19 protein-coding genes are annotated in these 17,878 nt (G+C 52.8%); 9 read left to right on the top strand and 10 right to left on the bottom strand.

Annotated elements, in window-relative coordinates; all coding sequences use genetic code 11:
* Positions 1 to 12: 12 nt before the first annotated feature.
* Positions 13 to 732, bottom strand: coding sequence for a fatty acid metabolism transcriptional regulator FadR (fadR, locus tag CRO19_RS18505; RefSeq protein ID WP_097097149.1), 720 nt, complete (start codon positions 730 to 732; stop codon positions 13 to 15).
* Between the two features lie 308 nt (positions 733 to 1,040).
* Here fadR and dsbB point away from each other — a divergent pair, with 308 nt between their 5' ends.
* On the top strand, positions 1,041 to 1,571 hold the full coding sequence (gene dsbB / locus CRO19_RS18500) for a disulfide bond formation protein DsbB (RefSeq protein ID WP_097097148.1): 531 nt from the start codon (positions 1,041 to 1,043) through the stop codon (positions 1,569 to 1,571).
* 40 nt (positions 1,572 to 1,611) lie between these two features.
* Here dsbB and ycgN read toward each other — a convergent pair whose 3' ends face one another.
* The 3 genes from ycgN to CRO19_RS18485 form a co-directional block, all read right to left on the bottom strand.
* The gene (gene ycgN, locus CRO19_RS18495) at positions 1,612 to 2,058 is read right to left on the bottom strand and encodes a cysteine cluster protein YcgN (RefSeq protein WP_007889667.1); all 447 of its coding nucleotides are present in this window, start codon (positions 2,056 to 2,058) and stop codon (positions 1,612 to 1,614) included.
* Between the two features lie 64 nt (positions 2,059 to 2,122).
* On the bottom strand, positions 2,123 to 2,782 hold the full coding sequence (locus CRO19_RS18490) for a fumarylacetoacetate hydrolase family protein (protein WP_097097147.1): 660 nt from the start codon (positions 2,780 to 2,782) through the stop codon (positions 2,123 to 2,125).
* 267 nt (positions 2,783 to 3,049) lie between these two features.
* Positions 3,050 to 3,325, bottom strand: a complete 276-nt coding sequence (locus tag CRO19_RS18485) for a YcgL domain-containing protein (RefSeq protein ID WP_097097146.1) — start codon at positions 3,323 to 3,325, stop codon at positions 3,050 to 3,052.
* Between the two features lie 153 nt (positions 3,326 to 3,478).
* On the opposite strand from CRO19_RS18485, the gene minC reads away from it, so the two are divergent.
* Genes minC through minE form a run of 3 tightly spaced genes read left to right on the top strand, consistent with a single transcriptional unit; the run spans position 3,479 to position 5,305 of the window.
* Positions 3,479 to 4,186: a septum site-determining protein MinC gene (gene minC, locus CRO19_RS18480; RefSeq protein ID WP_097097145.1), complete on the top strand. Its 708-nt coding sequence runs from the start codon at positions 3,479 to 3,481 to the stop codon at positions 4,184 to 4,186.
* Between the two features lie 33 nt (positions 4,187 to 4,219).
* Positions 4,220 to 5,032, top strand: coding sequence for a septum site-determining protein MinD (gene minD, locus CRO19_RS18475; protein ID WP_007889662.1), 813 nt, complete (start codon positions 4,220 to 4,222; stop codon positions 5,030 to 5,032).
* A 3-nt stretch (positions 5,033 to 5,035) separates the two neighbouring features.
* Entirely contained in the window at positions 5,036 to 5,305 is a 270-nt protein-coding gene (gene minE / locus CRO19_RS18470) for a cell division topological specificity factor MinE (RefSeq protein WP_007889661.1), read from the top strand.
* 54 nt (positions 5,306 to 5,359) lie between these two features.
* On the opposite strand, the gene rnd is transcribed toward minE, so the two are convergent.
* From rnd to yoaA, 5 genes are all read right to left on the bottom strand, one after another.
* Positions 5,360 to 6,481: a ribonuclease D gene (gene rnd / locus CRO19_RS18465; RefSeq protein WP_097097144.1), complete on the bottom strand. Its 1,122-nt coding sequence runs from the start codon at positions 6,479 to 6,481 to the stop codon at positions 5,360 to 5,362.
* Positions 6,482 to 6,579: 98 nt separating this feature from the next.
* The gene (fadD, locus tag CRO19_RS18460; protein WP_141400251.1) at positions 6,580 to 8,256 is read right to left on the bottom strand and encodes a long-chain-fatty-acid--CoA ligase FadD; all 1,677 of its coding nucleotides are present in this window, start codon (positions 8,254 to 8,256) and stop codon (positions 6,580 to 6,582) included.
* Between the two features lie 206 nt (positions 8,257 to 8,462).
* On the bottom strand, positions 8,463 to 9,056 hold the full coding sequence (locus tag CRO19_RS18455; RefSeq protein ID WP_097097142.1) for a Slp family lipoprotein: 594 nt from the start codon (positions 9,054 to 9,056) through the stop codon (positions 8,463 to 8,465).
* A 59-nt stretch (positions 9,057 to 9,115) separates the two neighbouring features.
* On the bottom strand, positions 9,116 to 9,814 hold the full coding sequence (tsaB, locus tag CRO19_RS18450; protein ID WP_097097141.1) for a tRNA (adenosine(37)-N6)-threonylcarbamoyltransferase complex dimerization subunit type 1 TsaB: 699 nt from the start codon (positions 9,812 to 9,814) through the stop codon (positions 9,116 to 9,118).
* A gap of 52 nt (positions 9,815 to 9,866) precedes the next feature.
* On the bottom strand, positions 9,867 to 11,777 hold the full coding sequence (yoaA, locus tag CRO19_RS18445; RefSeq protein WP_097097140.1) for a DNA repair helicase YoaA: 1,911 nt from the start codon (positions 11,775 to 11,777) through the stop codon (positions 9,867 to 9,869).
* Between the two features lie 124 nt (positions 11,778 to 11,901).
* Between yoaA and CRO19_RS18440 the strand changes: the two genes are divergently transcribed.
* A complete protein-coding gene (locus tag CRO19_RS18440; protein ID WP_097097139.1) occupies positions 11,902 to 12,246 on the top strand; it encodes a RidA family protein in 345 nt (114 codons plus the stop codon).
* A gap of 13 nt (positions 12,247 to 12,259) precedes the next feature.
* On the opposite strand, the gene CRO19_RS18435 is transcribed toward CRO19_RS18440, so the two are convergent.
* Positions 12,260 to 12,457, bottom strand: coding sequence for a YoaH family protein (locus CRO19_RS18435; protein ID WP_097097138.1), 198 nt, complete (start codon positions 12,455 to 12,457; stop codon positions 12,260 to 12,262).
* A 113-nt stretch (positions 12,458 to 12,570) separates the two neighbouring features.
* Here CRO19_RS18435 and pabB point away from each other — a divergent pair, with 113 nt between their 5' ends.
* From pabB to pdeD, 4 genes are all read left to right on the top strand, one after another.
* On the top strand, positions 12,571 to 13,926 hold the full coding sequence (pabB, locus tag CRO19_RS18430) for an aminodeoxychorismate synthase component 1 (protein ID WP_097097137.1): 1,356 nt from the start codon (positions 12,571 to 12,573) through the stop codon (positions 13,924 to 13,926).
* 1 nt (position 13,927) lies between these two features.
* Positions 13,928 to 14,497 (top strand): CoA pyrophosphatase, encoded by a 570-nt coding sequence (locus CRO19_RS18425; protein WP_097097136.1) that lies wholly within the window; start codon positions 13,928 to 13,930, stop codon positions 14,495 to 14,497.
* A gap of 192 nt (positions 14,498 to 14,689) precedes the next feature.
* The gene (locus tag CRO19_RS18420) at positions 14,690 to 16,054 is read left to right on the top strand and encodes an L-serine ammonia-lyase (protein ID WP_097097135.1); all 1,365 of its coding nucleotides are present in this window, start codon (positions 14,690 to 14,692) and stop codon (positions 16,052 to 16,054) included.
* Between the two features lie 231 nt (positions 16,055 to 16,285).
* On the top strand, positions 16,286 to 17,848 hold the full coding sequence (gene pdeD / locus CRO19_RS18415; protein ID WP_097097706.1) for a cyclic di-3',5'-guanosine monophosphate phosphodiesterase PdeD: 1,563 nt from the start codon (positions 16,286 to 16,288) through the stop codon (positions 17,846 to 17,848).
* Positions 17,849 to 17,878: the final 30 nt, after the last annotated feature.

The raw sequence follows: 17,878 nt of genomic DNA, 5'->3' as shown, positions 1-17,878 counted from the left end.
TCCGGTTTTTCTTTATCGTTTGCTGGCTAAATCATCCGGCATGCTTTTCTGCATTTTGTGCCAAATCTCGCCGCTGCGACGACCATAGTCGCGCACGCTATCAACGATCTGCTCTTGTGAAGGGTTGGCAACGCACAAATCCGCCAGCTGACGATAGAAGTTACGCGCCAGCTCACGCGCTTCGAGGTTGGAGAAATAGTGACGACCAACGCGGGTATAAAGTCCTTTAAGGCCATTTAAAATCAGACCATAAATAGGATTTCCAGAAGCAAAAGCCAATCCGCGGAACACACGGTAATCTAGCTCGGTATAAGCCTCTGCTTTGTCTTCCTCACTCAACGCATTTTCCAGTACTTCACGCGCTTTATCTGGATGATGACGCAGCGCACGGCTGATAAAAATGGAAGCAATATTCGTGCGCACCGACAGCAGATTATCAATCAGCTGCGGCACGCTATCGTGGTCGAGACGAGCCAGAGTTTCGAGAATGTTTAAACCGGAGGTTTCCCAGAAATCGTTAACGCGCGTCGGTTTGCCGTGCTGAATGGTCAACCAGCCATCGCGAGCTAGTCGCTGCAGCACTTCGCGCAATGTGGTGCGAGTTACGCCAATCAGTTCAGAAAGCTCACGTTCGGCAGGCAGAATAGATCCCGGTGGAAAACGACTATTCCAGATGCTCTCAATAATATACTCTTCAGCAAATCCCGCAGGGCTCTGCGCCTTAATCACCATAGCATTTATTTCTCGTTACTTTCTTTATCGTAATGCGACTCATCATACCAGAGCGGCTATAGCGGAAATAGCCTGCCAACCGATTAAAAGCGCGCGCTGGCGCAAAATTCAGTCGCGATCTCAGGCCCCCTTCAAGCAGAAGCACAGGGTTGCGCTATGCCGGCTTATCCTCTTTCACTCCATGCCCTCTTTTTTCAACGGAACTCGACTTAAGTCATTTTTGTTTAAGATTTTTTCCTATTGCCTGGCTGGCACGGTTACGCTTTTGGTTTACACTGCGACACATTAACGGTTACAGGAAAAGCACTATGTTGCGATATTTGAATCAATGCTCGTATGGAAGAGGTGCCTGGCTACTGCTGGCCCTAACAGCACTGGCCTTTGAGTTGACTGCGTTGTATTTCCAGCACGTTATGGGATTACAGCCTTGTGTGATGTGTATTTATGAACGCTGCGCGCTATTCGGCGTGATGGGTGCGGGTATCGTCGGAGCGATTGCACCAAAAACGCCACTGCGCTGGGCGGCGATCCTCATCTGGATCTATAGCGCCTATGAAGGGGCTCGTCTCTCTTACGAACACACCATGATTCAGCTGCATCCTAATCCGTTTGTGACCTGCGACTTTGCCGCCCGCTTCCCTACCTGGTTACCGCTGGATAAATGGCTGCCAGCGGTGTTTGTGGCGAGTGGCGACTGCGCCGAGCGTGGCTGGACGTTCCTCACCTGGAGCATGCCGCAGTGGATGATCGTCATTTTCGCGGCATATCTGTTAGTCGCGCTGCTGGTACTGATTGCGCAACCGTTCAAACCAAAACGCCGCGATCTGTTCGGGCGTTAAGCAGTAACAAAACAGGCAGCCAAGGCTGCCTGTTTCGCGCTTACCCGTTGCGATCGGGTCGATCAATGATATGCTCTTCCCAATCGCGCACTTCACTCTCGCGCACCGCAATAAAACGCACTGAAATGCGCTGGGCATGCATCGCCTTTTTCGAACCGGCAATCAGCGGATGCCAGGCTGGCAAGGTTTTCCCTTCTCCTAACACGCGATACGCGCAGGTACGTGGCAACCATTCAAAACTGGTGAGATTTTCACGCGTCAGCTTTATGCAATTCTCTTCTAACTCAAAACGACGCTCGTAGCTGCGACACTGGCAGGTCTTGATGTTCAGCTGATTGCAGGCCACGTTGGTAAAGTAGATTTCATCCGTGTCCGCATCCTGCAACTTATTCAGGCAACATTGGCCACAGCCGTCGCATAGAGATTCCCACTCTGCGTCGTTCATTTGGTCAAGGCGTTTTGTCTGCCAGAAAGGTTGTTCAGTCATGATGGCGGTCCGGGTTAATAATAAGACCGCACCTTATAAAGGTTCAGGTGCGGTGATGCAAGTTTTACAGTACGCGAGTCGCGATACCATGGCCGGCAAGCGAGACTTCCAGCTTATCACCAGAGCGCATTGGGCCAACGCCTTCAGGTGTACCGGTCAGCACCACATCGCCCGCGCGCAGGGTGAAATATTGGCTCATGTAGGCAATCAGCGGCAGGATTTTGTGGATCATATCCGCAGTAGTGCCATGCTGGCGCACTTCGCCGTTAACAACCAGCTTCAGTTCGGTGTTCTGTGGATCGCCGCTAAACTCAGCAACGGGAATAAAACCCGACAATGGACACGAGTTATCGAAACCTTTGGATTTTTCCCAGGGTTGGCCCGCTTTCTTCAAACCGGCCTGCACATCACGTAAGGTCAAATCCAGCGCGACGCCATAGCCGGCAATGGCCTTCGCCACGTGTTCTTCGTTCGCCTGCTTCAGCGTCGAGCCAATCAGTACCGCCAGCTCAACTTCATGATGCACTTCACCAAAATTTGTCGGAATCGACAGCGGCTGGCGCAGATCGCATACCGCGGTTTCTGGTTTGATAAACACCACCGGTTCAGTGGGCGTGGCGCTGCCCATCTCCTTGATGTGCTTCGCATAGTTGCTGCCAACGCAAACCACTTTGCTGACGGGATAATCCAACAGAGCGCCTTGCCAGTTACGATGCTGATACATGCTATTCCCCTGCTTTGGTTGTGTATGCCGCCAGTGATGCTGGCGACGCTGTCTGTTTCAGCGCCGGAACGCGGCAGGCTGAGGAGGAATATATTAGCGGGTTTATCACGGCTGGCGTGGCGGAAATTGTCAAAAGTCGTTAATTCTTTGCGACAAAATCGACTAAGCGTTTTGATAATTGCCCGCAATAAAAGTTTTACACGGGCAGTTAATTAACGCAAATAGCACTGATTATTTCTACAGGATATATTTACAGATGAATCTGAATTAATCTTTTTTACCCTGATCGAGATGAATGTTGAGCAGACTTTCAACCGGCGGCGGAATTTGCAAATAATAGCCGTTATCGCTTAATCCTTGCTTAACTTTATTGATATCAGCGTTGGCTAGCTTGTCGCGCTTATCCAGTGACAGCACCATTGCCAGCTGGGGTTTGCCGAAGCCACGCAGCAGTTCTTCAGGGACACGTGAGAAATCGTCTTTTTTTTCAACATACAGATAAGTCTGTTCACGTTGCGGGCTTCTGTAGATCACACAAAACATATTTTTTACTCGAATTAACCGGTGGCGTCACTTGCCTGAATATAGCAGTAACTATAACATGCTTGCAGAACTTCGAATATTGACCGTTTGATGTTATTGCCGATTTTATCGACGTACATTTAAGGGTCGTAAAACAGGACTGAGTCAGCACAGATGTCGCAAACGCCAATCGAATTTAAGGGAAGCAGTTTTACCCTATCAGTCGTTCATCTGCACCATTCGCAACCCGAGGTGATTCGTCAGGCGCTACAGGACAAAATCGATCAGGCTCCCGCCTTTTTGCAGAATGCACCTGTGGTGCTCAATGTGTCAGCGTTAACCGGCGACATTAACTGGAAGCAGATGCAACAAGCGGTAATGGCTACCGGGCTGCGTATTGTTGGCGTTAGCGGTTGCAAAGATGAAGCCCTGAAAAAAATGATTGCCCGCGCAGGTTTGCCGGTTCTTTCTGAAGGTAAAGAGAATCGCAAACAGACAAGTGCCGCTGTTACTGAGGCCGCGCCGGTTGCCCCTGCGGTAATGGAAGGCACCAGTAAAACGCGCATCATCAATACACCGGTGCGTTCGGGACAACAAATTTATGCGCGCAATGCCGATCTCATTGTCACCAGTAGCGTCAGCGCCGGCGCTGAATTGGTCGCAGACGGCAATATCCATATTTACGGCATGATGCGTGGACGTGCACTCGCCGGCGTGGGCGGCCAAAGTGATAGCCAGATTTTTTGCACCAACCTCGCCGCAGAGTTGGTCTCAATTGCCGGGGAATATTGGATGATTGATCAGATTCCGGCGGAATTTTTTGGTAAAGCTGCGCGCCTGAGCCTCCAGGAAGGCGCACTCACCATTCAGACACTTAATTAAGCCCCTTTTCTTTCGTTAAGGAAATCAACATTTATGGCACGCATTATTGTAGTTACATCGGGTAAAGGGGGCGTTGGCAAGACCACGTCAAGCGCGGCCATCGCTACCGGGTTAGCGCAGAAAGGCAAAAAAACCGTCGTTATCGATTTCGATATCGGCCTGCGTAACCTGGATTTAATCATGGGCTGTGAACGCCGCGTGGTTTATGACTTTGTAAACGTCATCCAGGGCGATGCCACCCTGAATCAGGCGCTGATCCGCGACAAGCGCACCGAGCAGCTCTACATTCTGCCCGCCTCGCAAACGCGTGATAAAGATGCGCTGACCCGTGAAGGCGTTGAGAAGGTACTAAACGATTTGGCGGCGATGGAGTTCGACTTTATCGTGTGCGACTCACCGGCGGGTATTGAAACTGGCGCACTGATGGCGTTGTACTTCGCGGATGAAGCGATCATCACCACCAACCCAGAAGTCTCTTCAGTACGTGACTCCGACCGTATTCTTGGCATTATCTCCTCTAAATCACGTCGTGCAGAGAACAGCCAGGATCCGGTAAAAGAGCATCTGCTGTTGACCCGTTATAATCCTGGCCGCGTGACGCGTGGCGATATGCTGAGTATGGAAGATGTGCTGGAAATTCTGCGCATTCCGCTGGTTGGTGTGATTCCGGAAGATCAATCTGTGCTGCGTGCTTCTAACCAGGGTGAGCCGGTGATCCTCGACGCAAATGCTGACGCCGGTAAAGCCTATGCTGATACCGTAGATCGCCTGCTTGGCGAAGAACGCCCCTTCCGCTTTATTGAAGAAGAGAAGAAGGGTTTCCTTAAACGCCTGTTCGGGGGATAACCAATGGCATTACTTGATTTCTTTTTATCCCGTAAGAAGAACACAGCCAATATAGCCAAGGAAAGGCTACAGATTATCGTAGCCGAACGCAGAAGGGGTGACAGTGAGCCCCATTACCTGCCGCAGCTGAAGCGCGATATTTTGGAAGTGATCTGTAAATACGTAAAAATTGACCCGGATATGGTGACCGTTCAGCTGGATCAGAAAGGGGATGATATCTCTATCCTTGAGCTCAACGTAACACTGCCGGAGCCGGAAGACGTTCCTAAATGATTAAAGCGGTTTCCTGATTTTCCCCTGCGTTGTTGCGCAGGGGAAAATGCTGTCTTAAAGCGCCTGCAGAATCTCGTCGATACCAGCTTTAAGCAGATCGCCGCGCCAACCAGAAAGCAGTTCCGGTGTACGCGAAGCGCTCTTCAATCCCCAATGAACACTCAGCACCTGATTGATCTGGCGACGTGATGCCAGCAACTCCTGACTAAATCCGCTCTCTTCACTCACCTGCTGTACCAGCGCCTTAATGGCTTTGAACGCCTGCTTGTAGTGCGGATGATCGATCAGATTTGGCAGCGGCTGCGGCAAGGTAGCTTCATCCTGTGCCAGCGCTTCGGCGACTAATGCCACCATCGCTTTACCGTGGAAGCGGATCTCATGGCCATTAAGACCTAAATGGTCCAACTCGCCAAGACTGCCCGGCATAAAGCGCGCCACTTTCCACAAATTCTCTTCACGCACCACGAAGTTCACCGCCATATCTTTCTGACGTGCGATGTTTAAACGCCATGCTGCGAGACGCTGTAAGGCGGCCAGCTGACGCGGACGTAACTGCCATGCGTTAGTGATATCACGCCAGGCTTCTTCCGGTTGCAGCACATCAAGACGGCGCTGGCACAACGTATCGCATTCGCTTAGCGCCGCCGCCATATTGCCCGCAGCTTCGGTTTGCGCCACCAGCTGATGGGCGATAGGAAGCAGATAGGCCACATCGGCCGCTGCATATTCACACTGACGCTCGGTCAGCGGACGCGCGAGCCAGTCGGTACGCGATTCGCTTTTATCCAATTCGATTTGATTGAAATGCATCACCATTGAAGCAAAGCCCCACGATAGCGGCTGGCCGATAAATGCCGCCAGGATTTGTGTATCAACCATCGGATTGGGCAGGCATTTAAAACGGTGCAGGAAAACTTCAAGATCTTCGCCACCGGCGTGCAGGAATTTAGTGATCTGCTTATCCTGCAGCAGAGCGACAAACGGCGTCCAGTCACTAATGTTAAGCGGATCGATCAGGATCAGCTGATCACCATCAAACAGCTGAATCAGGCCGAGCTGCGGATAGTAAGTGCGCGTACGCACAAATTCAGTATCCAGCGCCACGGCTGTATGCTGGCGAGCTTTCTCGCAAACGGCGGCCAGTTGGTCATTTTGGTCGATCAGGGTGTAATTCACGTTGTCTTTCTCGCTGCGGCAAACTACGCGCAGCGCTCCATGTTAAAAGCAATAAAAACGCCGGACTGTGCCGGCGTTAACCTGGGGAGAAGGGTGCGTTACTGCCCTTCTCGCTTCGCCTCATCACGCAATTCACGGCGCAAAATTTTGCCCACATTGGTCTTCGGCAGCTCGTCACGAAACTCAATAATCTTCGGCACTTTGTAGCCGGTGAGCTGACGACGGCAATGATCCAGCACCTCTTCTTTCGTTAAGGAAGGATCTTTCTTCACAATACACACTTTGACGGCTTCACCCGAAAGATCGCTCGGTACGCCAATCGCCGCCGCTTCACGCACTTTCTCGTGCTGCATAAGCACATCTTCAATCTCGTTAGGATACACGTTAAAGCCCGACACCAGAATCATGTCTTTCTTACGATCGACGATGCGAATAAAGCCTTCGCTATCAACGGTAACAACATCGCCGGTATGCAGCCAGCCATTTTTCAGCACTTCATCGGTGGCATCGGCGCGCTGCCAGTAGCCTGTCATCACCTGCGGACCACGAATGCACAGTTCACCCGGTTCACCAGGCGGAACATCTTTATCTTCATCGTCCACGATGCGCACATCTGTTGAAGGCACCGGCAAACCAATACTGCCGGTATGACAGGTAATGTCATAGGGATTGACAGACACCAACGGCGAACATTCAGTGAGGCCATAGCCTTCCAGCAAATAGTGGCCCGTGAGTTTTTCCCAACGTTCGGCCACCGCTTTTTGCACCGCCATACCGCCGCCTGCGGACAGCCGCAGCGTGGAGAAATCCAGTTTGTTGAAATTGGCATCATTCAGCAGCGCATTGAATAACGTATTCACGCCGGTAATGGCGGTAAACGGGAATTTGCTGAGCTCTTTGACAAAGCCTGGAATATCGCGCGGATTGGTAATCAGCAGGTTAGTCCCGCCGAGATCGAGGAAGAGCAACCCATTCACCGTCAGCGCAAAAATATGATACAGCGGGAGCGCGGTAACCACCTGCTCTTTACCCGGACGCAATAGTTTGCCGTAAGTGGCTTTGGTCTGTTCCAGATTGGCCTGCATATTACGGTGCGTTAGCATCGCGCCTTTGGCAACGCCGGTGGTACCGCCGGTATATTGCAGGAATGCCAGATCGTCGTTGGTGATGGCCGGACGCTGATAGGTCATCTGTTCGCCCTGCTGTAGAGCACTGCGGAACGGAACTGCACCGGGAAGATGATATTTCGGTACCAGCTTTTTCACGTATTTAACGACGAAGTTCACCAGCGTCGCCTTTACCGGTGCCAGCTGATCGCCCATGCGGGTAAGCATCACATGCTTGATGGGCGTCTCAGCGACCACTTTTTCCAGAGTATGGGCAAAGTTAGAGACAATCACGATAGCGCTGGCACCGCTATCAATTAGCTGATGCTTAAGTTCGCGCGGCGTATAGAGCGGATTGACATTCACCACCACCATACCAGCACGCAGCACGCCAAATAGCGCGACAGGATACTGCAGCAGATTTGGCATCATTAACGCCACACGATCGCCCTGCTTGAGCCCCAGCCCCTGCTGCAGCCAGGCAGCAAACGCGCGGCTCTGCTTCTCCAGCTGCCGATAGGTCATCGGCTGCCCCATATTGATAAATGCCACCTGATCGGCATAGTGCTGTGTTGCGTGCTCGAAAAGATCGACCAGCGAAGTGTAGCGATCGGCACTAATTTCCGCTGGGACATCTGGCGGATAGCGTTTGAGCCAAACCTTATTCAAAGAATCACCCCGATATTCTTGTTGTATAGCCATCGCCGCCTCGACAATCAGTGTTGTTAACAATATTTTAACTGATTGTACCAGTTTGCCTGTTTCGGCATTTTCAGGTTGCGAAGCGCATCACTAAATTTCGCGCATCGGTTGCGCGCCCAATAAAAAGGCCCGGTCGCAAGCACCGCGACCGGGCCATAAAAATACAGACAACGTTATTCGGTGAGGATAGTTTGCACCTGAGCCGGTCCGCCGAGATTCATCCCCCAATAAGGATTGGGTCCCCAGTAGCCCGGATGATGACGCGTGGGTCCGTACCAAATGTAAGGATCGATAGGTTGTGGCGGCGTCATCACCTGCTGCGTCAAATGCCAGCGCTGATAACCGCGCACATCAACAACGACAAAGTTGTAGCTCGCCTTACCGATTTCCCCTTTTTCCGTCCCTTTAATGTTGCCCAGCACGGTAATGTATTGGTTATTCAAATCAATCGGGTCAACAAACCCGCGTATATCCGCATAAATACGGCCAACGGATGCCGATCCTAAACGCGGTCGCGCACTTTCATCCAGTGGTTGAGTGGCAATTTCCAGACGCGTTGACCCGTTCAGATTCGTCACTTTAACCACTTTACCGCCAAAACGAGATTCCTGACCGACATACAGTTCCGGCGCATTCATCACGCGTAACAAATCTTGCTGTGGAAGTTGCGAGCTTCCTTTAATTGAATCTGGCACCGAAACACAGCCGCTTATCAGCAGTGCGCAGGCTAACAGAGCGCCAGACATCCCTTTACGACTCATTGGCATAGTACTTCTCCTGTATTTCTCTGTTTAGACTGGGCGCGTAGAAATTAGTTGCGCGCCGTTTAGCGTCCCGGCAACTTTTTCCATGCCACTTCATTACGTAGATAAACCGGTTCGGCGTTCTCAACCGCCACCGCTTCATGACGTTGCCAGGCGCTGAGCGCCAGCGGCAGCATATCTTCAGCAGCGGGCAATAACACTGCAGAAGCCTTAAGGGCGGCACCAGGCGATGACAGCAGATGTGGATATGCCTGCCAGCCGGTTCCCACTGTGGTCCATTCACCCGCTAACGTGGCGATGCGTTCCTGAGCGGCTTCGGGTTTCAGCACCGCTTCTGTTTCCGCACCTTGCCATTCGCCGTATTCATCGCGTTGATATTCAGCCCAATAGAGTTCACCCATACGCGCATCAATTGCTGCCAGCACACGTGTTGCACCCGTCAGACGCCACGCGCCCTGCGCCATCGTGGCTAACGAGGAAACACCAATCATTGGCAAATTCGCGCCCAGCGCCAGCCCTTGCGCAATACCGATGCCAATGCGTACACCTGTGAAGCTGCCCGGACCGCGGCCGAATGCCAGCACGTCGAGCGCGGTCAGATCCAGCTGCTGCGCCTGCAACAGCTCCTGAACCAGCGGGAGAATACGTTGGGTGTGATCGCGCGGGGCGATTTCAAAGCGGGCATCAATCTGCTGCAGGTTTTGCAGCGCGGCAGAACAGGCTTCTGTCGCCGTGTCCAGGGCTAAAATTCGGACGGACATAACAACCTCAGAGAGTCAAAATGGCGCGCATCTTATCACAGCCTGGCAGAAATTACCGATCCAGCGGCTGACGAACAAATTCAATGGCGCGAGCGATATCGCGGGTGCGCGGTGTGGGCGGCAGGCTGTTAAGAAACAGGCCACCGTAAGGACGCGAAACCAGACGTTGATCGCAAATCACCAACACGCCACGATCGTCAGTATCACGGATCAATCGACCCACGCCCTGTTTCAAGGTGATCACCGCATCGGGCAGTTGCACATCATTGAAAGGATCGCCGCCGCGCAGACGACAATCTTCCATGCGTGCTTTCAGCAGCGGATCTTCCGGCGACGTAAACGGTAGCTTGTCGATGATCACCAGTGACAGCGCTTCACCGCGCACATCAACGCCTTCCCAGAAGCTGCTGGTCGCCACCAGCAAGGCGTTACCGGCTTCAAGAAATTGTTTCAGCAACTGTCCTTTACTGGTTTCGCCCTGCAGCAGCACCGGCAAGGTCATTGAGGCGCGAAACTCTATCGCTAACTCGCGCATCATCTTGTGCGAGGTACAAAGGAAGAAACAGCGGCCCTTATTGGCATCGATAAGCGGTTTCATCATGCGTGCCAGCTGCCGCGCACCGCCGGGATGATTTGGCTCGGGCATATTACGCGGAACGCAGAGTAGCGCTTGTTGGGTGTAGTCGAATGGGCTGTCGAGAATCATGGTAATCGCATTATCGACACCGAGGCGGCTGGAGAAATGGCTCATTTGCTCATTCACGGCCAGCGTCGCAGAGGTGAATATCCACGCCGCTTTGCGGTTATCCATCACCTCGCGAAAACGTTCCGCCACGGAAAGCGGCGTCAGCGCCAGCGTAAAATGACGGCTGTTACACTCATACCAATAGCTGAAGCCCGGCTCCTCAATCGCTCGCAAACGCTTCAGGCGCGTGCGATACAACGCGGCACGTTCAAATGCAGCATCCAACAGGGCTGAACGTCCTAGCGAAAGTTTGATGACGTCGTAGCAGAGCTCTAGCGCATCATCCAATAACGTAAACATGCGCATGATGTTGTTATCGCTAAGCAAATCGCGCAAATTGCCGCGGAAGCCGGGCTCTCCCAGCGTCAAACGAAAGTCTTGCGCGCACTGTGCCAGCCGGTCGGCGGATTTTTGCAGTTGCTGCACATCGCGCACTTCGGTGCGATAGGCAATGATGATGTCTTTGGCGAGATCCTGTAGCTGCCGACTCGATAATTGCTGGCCGAAATACTGGCTAGCGATATCCGGTAATTGGTGCGCTTCATCAAAGATCATCACATCGGCTTCGGGAATGAGTTCACCAAAGCCGCCCTCTTTCACCACCAAATCGGCGAGAAACAGATGGTGATTCACCACCACCACGTCGGCATCCATGGCTTTTTTGCGTGCTTTCACTACAAAGCAATCTTTATACAGCGGGCAATCGCTACCGAGGCAGTTATCGTTGGTGCTGGTGACAAACGGCCAGATTGGGCTGTCTTCTGCCACGCCGCTGCAGTTGCTGACATCGCCATCTGTGGTTTCTGACGACCAGCCGCGCACGCTGATCAAATCACCCAGCGCCTGCACGCTAAGATCGCCACCGGTTTGATTTTGCTGCTCAAGACGTTCGAGGCATAAATAGTTGGATCGCCCTTTAAGCAGCGCCGTTTTTCCGCTGAACTTCAAGGCGCGCGCGATGGTGGGCAGATCGCGGTTGTACAGTTGATCCTGCAACGCTTTGGAACCGGTGGAGACAATGACCTTTTTTTTCGCACGCAGCGCCGGTGCCAGATAAGCATAGGTTTTACCGGTACCGGTACCCGCTTCAACCACCAGCTCGCCGCCTGTTTTGACCGCTTCGGTTACCGCTTTCGCCATTTCCCGCTGCGCTTCACGCGGTTTAAACCCCGGAATCGCCTGCGCCAGCGCGCCATCAGCTGCAAAATCGTCTGCCACACTTCCTCACATCATCGTTAAAAACCACTGTAATTATGTCAGGATTCCGCCTGGGCGACCACAACAGATGACATTCGCCCCTGGGATATGGCAGGCTAGCGCGGCAAAACTAAAGGAGAACCACATGACTATTACGCGTATTGATCCGGAACACCGGATGTCCGAAGCCGTAGTGCATAACCAAACCGTGTATTACACCAGCGTACCGGAAAATCTGGATGAAGATGCAGAAGCGCAAACGGCCAATGCGTTAGCCGTGATTGACGCCATTCTTACACGCGTGGGATCGGATAAAAGTAAGATCCTTGATGCCACCATTTTTCTGGTCGACAAGGCTGATTTCCCGGCAATGAACCGTGCCTGGGATGCGTGGGTCTCGCCTGGCAATGCCCCGGTGCGCTGCACCGTGCAAGCAGGCTTGATGAATCCGAAGTATAAAGTCGAAATTAAAATCATCGCCGCGCTGTAAAGCTGTTTGGGCGTTATTCGTAGTCGTCTTCTTCATCCTCATCGTCTTCGAACATCGCCCGAATAGCTTCGCCTTTATAGGTTTGGCGAATTTCTTGCGCAACTTGTGCAATCGCCTGCCCGCTCGACATACCACCCGCCATTAACTCCTGAATACGTTCAACCGCCTGCTGCTGCTGCTCGTGAGATAACGCTGGAAGACCTGTAAACATAATTCTCTCCTGGTACAAGGGGGACGCATTATTACCACGAGGAACAAACGGGTGCCAGCAACAAAAAAATATGTCAGGCTAGCGACCTGCTTGCTGAAGTGATTTGTCCCACAATGGTAAATAGTCTCGTACTGAAGTATACGCCTGAAACGCTGGTACACCTTTTCTCTCCCCTTGCCCATCAACCCTGGGCGATGTTACTGAGTTCTGGCCAGGCCAATCACGCGGATAACCGCTTTGATATCCTCACCGCCGATCCGCTTGCGACGCTGACTACGCGCGGCGAAAGCACCGAAATTATCTGCGGAGATGTGGTGACTCACTCTACAGCCGATCCGCTTACGCTGGTGCAACAGCACTGCGTGGCTTTAGGTACCACGCCCGATTTCAATCCTGATCTTCCCTTCCAGGGCGGCGCCATGGGGCTCTTTGGCTATGATCTGGGGCGGCGCTTCGAAACGCTGCCGCACCATGCGCAGCAAGATCTCTCAACGCCAGACATGGCGATAGGCATTTATGATTGGGCGCTGATCGCCGACCATCATCAACAGAAACTGACGCTAGTTTCCCTGAATAGCGCAGAAAAACGCTGGCAATGGCTACAAGCGCAAACGGCTGTGGAAACGGATCCCTTTACGTTGACCAGCGAGTGGCAATCAAACCTCAGTTTTGACGATTATGCACAACGCTTTCAGGCGGTGCAGGCCTACATTCAGGCCGGTGATTGCTATCAGGTTAATCTCGCGCAGCGTTTCAGGGCTAGCTATCGCGGCGATGAATGGCAGGCCTTTTTACGCCTTAACCAGGCGAATCGCGCGCCGTTTAGCGCATTTCTGCGTTTGCCACACAGTGCGTTGCTCAGCCTATCACCGGAGCGCTTCCTCTCTCTGCAACGGCAGGAGATAGAAACACGCCCAATTAAAGGGACATTACCGCGCCTCGATGACGCAGCAGCCGACCGCCTGCAGGCGGAAAAACTGGCTCACTCCGAGAAGGATCGCGCCGAGAACCTCATGATCGTCGATCTGTTACGCAATGATATTGGTCGCGTTGCCACACCCGGCAGCGTCAGCGTTCCCGAACTCTTTGTGGTTGAACCTTTTCCAGCAGTGCATCATCTTGTCAGCACCATTCGGGCGCACTTACCGGAAACGCTGACAGCTACCGATCTGCTTCGCGCCTGCTTCCCCGGCGGTTCAATTACTGGCGCACCAAAAATCCGCGCGATGGAGATTATCGAAGAGTTAGAACCGCATCGCCGTAACGCTTGGTGTGGCAGTATTGGGTATATCAGCCTGTGCGGTCGTATGGACACCAGCATCACCATTCGTACACTCATTGCAGAAAATCAACAGCTTTACTGCTCAGCCGGTGGCGGATTAGTGGCGGACAGTAACCTCGACGCTGAATATCAGGAAACCTTCCATAAGGTGAACCGTATCTTGCCCAGCTTGCGACATGAGGAATGAGATGAATTTGACGCTGGAACAGTTCGTCAGCCGCTTTGTATTGCAGCCACCGCTGCATACTCCAAAAAGTGTCATTAGTGGTCGACGCGCGGCGGTGCTGGTGCCGGTGATTGATGGCGCGGAGCCTGGGTTGTTGCTCACGCGTCGATCCTCTCATTTGCGGAAACATGCGGGCCAGGTCGCCTTTCCTGGCGGTATGCAGGATGCCACGGACTCTTCACTTATCCACACGGCGCTGCGTGAAGCGCAGGAGGAAGTGGGTATTTTGCCACAGCAGGTGCAGATTATTGGCGTGCTGCCACCCGTCACCAGCAGTACCGGTTTTGCCGTTACGCCAGTGGTGGGCATTATTCCTGCCGATCTCGCTTTGCGCCTCAATCCCGACGAAGTTGAAAGCGCCTTTGCCATGCCGCTCTCCGAAGCGCTGCGCCTCAGCCGTTATAGTGGACTGACGCTTCGCCGTGGCCATCGCCAGCATCAGGTGTGGTTATCATGGTATGAGGATTACTTTATTTGGGGAATGACGGCGGGCATCATTCGCGCGCTGAGTCAGCAGATCGCGCTGCCCTGATCCCTCGATTTCACCAACCTTCCCGCAAAATAATCGATCCGCTTCACAACTGTGCAAATGGATAACTATTTCTGTGGTTTATAATTAGTTTATTTCATGCGAAAAGCTGCTCGTTGTGCGGCATGGGCGATTACTATTAGCCGCATAAACGGCTGGTGCCGTGCAGAATAAGATTTGTGAGGAGTGTCACCTGTGATTAGTGTTTTTGACATGTTTAAAGTTGGCATCGGTCCATCCAGTTCGCATACCGTTGGCCCAATGAAAGCGGGCAAACAGTTTGTTGACCTGCTGACCGAACAAGGCAAATTGCAAGACGTCACGCGCATATCGGTTGATGTCTACGGTTCGCTGTCGCTGACGGGCAAAGGACACCACACCGATATCGCAATTATCATGGGGCTGGCGGGTTTCGAACCGGCCACCGTTGATATCGATGGCATTCCCGCCTTCATCAAAGACGTTGAGCAGCGCGAACGTTTGCTGTTAGCCAACGGCGCGCGCGAAGTGGATTTCCCTCGCGAAGGCGGTATGGTGTTCCGCAGCGAGAATTTATCGCTGCATGAAAACGGTATGACGGTGTACGCCTTCGCGGGTGATCTACTGATCCTGAGCAAAACGTACTACTCCATCGGCGGCGGTTTCATCGTCGATGAAGAGCACTTTGGTCAGCCAGTGCTGGATGAGGTTTCTGTTCCCTGGCCGTTTAATTCCGCCAAAGAGTTGCTGAGCCACTGCCGTGAAAGCGGTTTGTCGCTGTCGGGTTTGGTGATGAAAAACGAGCTGGCACTGCATAGTCGCGATGAGATTCACGCCTATTTTGGTCACGTGTGGCAAACCATGCAGGCATGTATTGATCGCGGTCTCAATACCGAAGGCGTACTGCCGGGTCCACTGCGTGTGCCACGCCGGGCAGCTTCCCTGCGCCGTTTATTGGTTTCCTCCAATAAACACTCAAACGATCCTATGGACGTCATCGACTGGGTGAATATGTTTGCGTTGGCGGTGAATGAAGAGAACGCTGCCGGTGGACGTGTAGTTACTGCGCCAACTAACGGCGCCTGCGGTATCGTTCCGGCGGTGCTGGCCTACTACGATCATTTTATTGAAACCGTCACCCCTGACATTTTCATTCGTTACTTCCTCGCCTCCGGGGCGATTGGCGTGCTGTATAAAATGAACGCTTCTATTTCCGGTGCTGAAGTCGGTTGCCAAGGCGAAGTGGGCGTGGCCTGCTCGATGGCCGCCGCCGGGCTGGCGGAACTTTTGGGTGGCAGCCCGGAACAGGTTTGTGTCGCCGCCGAAATCGGCATGGAGCACAATCTTGGTCTGACCTGCGATCCCGTCGCCGGCCAGGTTCAGGTGCCGTGTATTGAACGTAATGCCATTGCCTCAGTAAAAGCCATCAACTCTGCGCGCATGGCGCTGCGCCGCACCACGGAACCGCGTGTTTCGTTAGATAAAGTCATTGAGACGATGTACGAAACCGGCAAAGATATGAACGCAAAATACCGTGAAACCTCGCGCGGTGGTCTGGCGATTAAAGTTCAGTGTGACTAACCTGAACTCACCGCGTTGGTGATGATTAAAGCAACAGTTGATTGTTTTTCTGCATCTGTTGCTACCTCCCTGTGAGTAAACCAGATACATTAATTTCGCGCGCGGCCCTAAGTGGCCGCGCTTTTTTTAGTGCCGTTTTTTTTATTCAGCGGCGCTAAACCTGGCCGCCTCAATGCCGATAACCTACACGTTAATTTGGCTTCAATCTTTGATTTTGCAAGGTGGTTACTGATGCTCGTTCCCCAGCAATTTGTGGGTCAATTTCGCCGTAAGCGTCTGCTTATTGCGTTAGCGATCGCCTCGCTGGTTCTGGTTCTGACGCTGACTTTTCGCTATGTCGAAGAGAAGTCGCGCATTGAGCAGCAGTCACTGAATTTCGCTACCCGCGCGATCGAACGATTTGATCGTATGTTCTCGCCGCTGGACGTTTCCGCCAACAACACGCTCGGGTTAGTGGGCGTGCCTTGCGCTCAGGTACGCTACCCGCTGATAGAAAAAATCGCCTCACTGCAAACCGTGCGTACCGTGCTACTGGTGCAGGATGATACGCTTTACTGCTCCAGTATTTTTGGCCCGTTAAACCTCTCCTTTAGTCAAACTTATCCTGAGCTGGCACTTAACAATCAGCGCATGATGCTGGTTACCGATAATGACTTGTTGAAAGGTTCGCCGGTGCTGCTGCTCTGGACACCTAAATCACTCAATAATCATGAAGGCCTGCTGCAAGTCATTAATATTGAATTGATGACCAATTATTTGCTAGAACCCCAACTGCCGTGGGTAGAGCGTGCCATTTTCAATGTGGGCGGCCAAAGCCTTGAGTACGGCAACCCGCTGATTGAACATACCGTGCCCTCTGATGATGAAGTCGCTTACGATCAAGCGTCGTTGCGCTATCCGTTTAGTATCACCTTGTATGGCCCCTCACCCGCGCGTCTGGCACTGAATACGCTGCCTTCGCAACTGCCGCTGGCGTTGATGCTGAGCCTGTTGATGGGGTATATGGTCTGGCTGGCGACGGCAAACCGGATGAGCCTTAGCTGGCAAATCAGTTATGGCATCGCCGCCAACGAATTCATGGTCTATTGCCAACCGCTGATCAATGCCCAAAACGGAGAGTGTGACGGCATGGAGCTGCTGCTGCGCTGGCATAACCAGCGCCAGGGGTGGATTGCGCCGGACGTGTTTATTCCGCTTGCCGAGCGACAAAATTTGATTGCGCCTTTGACGCGCTTTGTCCTGGCTAAAGTCGTGCATGAATTGCCGAATCTGCCGCAGTGTCCCTCATTCCATATTGCCATCAACGTGGCCGCCAGCCATTTCCGTGACCGTGCAATCGTCGATGATCTTCAAACTATCTGGTGGCCGGCCAACCCGCTTCCGAAGCTGGTGGTAGAGTTGACTGAACGAGATGCCCTGCCGGTGATTGATCAATCAGTGGTAGCGCAATTACATGAGATTGGTGTTCGCCTGGCGATTGATGATTTTGGTACCGGCCACAGTTCGCTGGCTTACCTAAAGGATCTCAAACCCGACGTGTTGAAAATCGACAAGATTTTTACCGCGGCGATTGGTACTGATGCGATTAATGCTACCGTCACGGACATGGTGATTTCGCTGGCGCAGCGCCTTAATATTTCTCTGGTGGCAGAAGGCGTTGAGACTGCGGAGCAGGCGCACTATCTGCGTGAACGGGGTGTTGATCATCTACAAGGCTATTTCTACGCGCGCCCAATGCCGATTGAAGACTTCCCGCTTTGGCTGGAACGGCATCAGGGCGAGTTAAGCGCATAAAAAAACGGCCACTCGTTACGGAGTGGCCGT

It is taken from the genome of Candidatus Pantoea floridensis, from assembly GCF_900215435.1.
Classification (GTDB): Bacteria; Pseudomonadota; Gammaproteobacteria; order Enterobacterales; family Enterobacteriaceae; genus Pantoea; species Pantoea floridensis.
The sequence above is the reverse complement of the archived record's forward strand: the minus strand, read 5'-3'. Positions and strand labels throughout refer to the sequence as shown.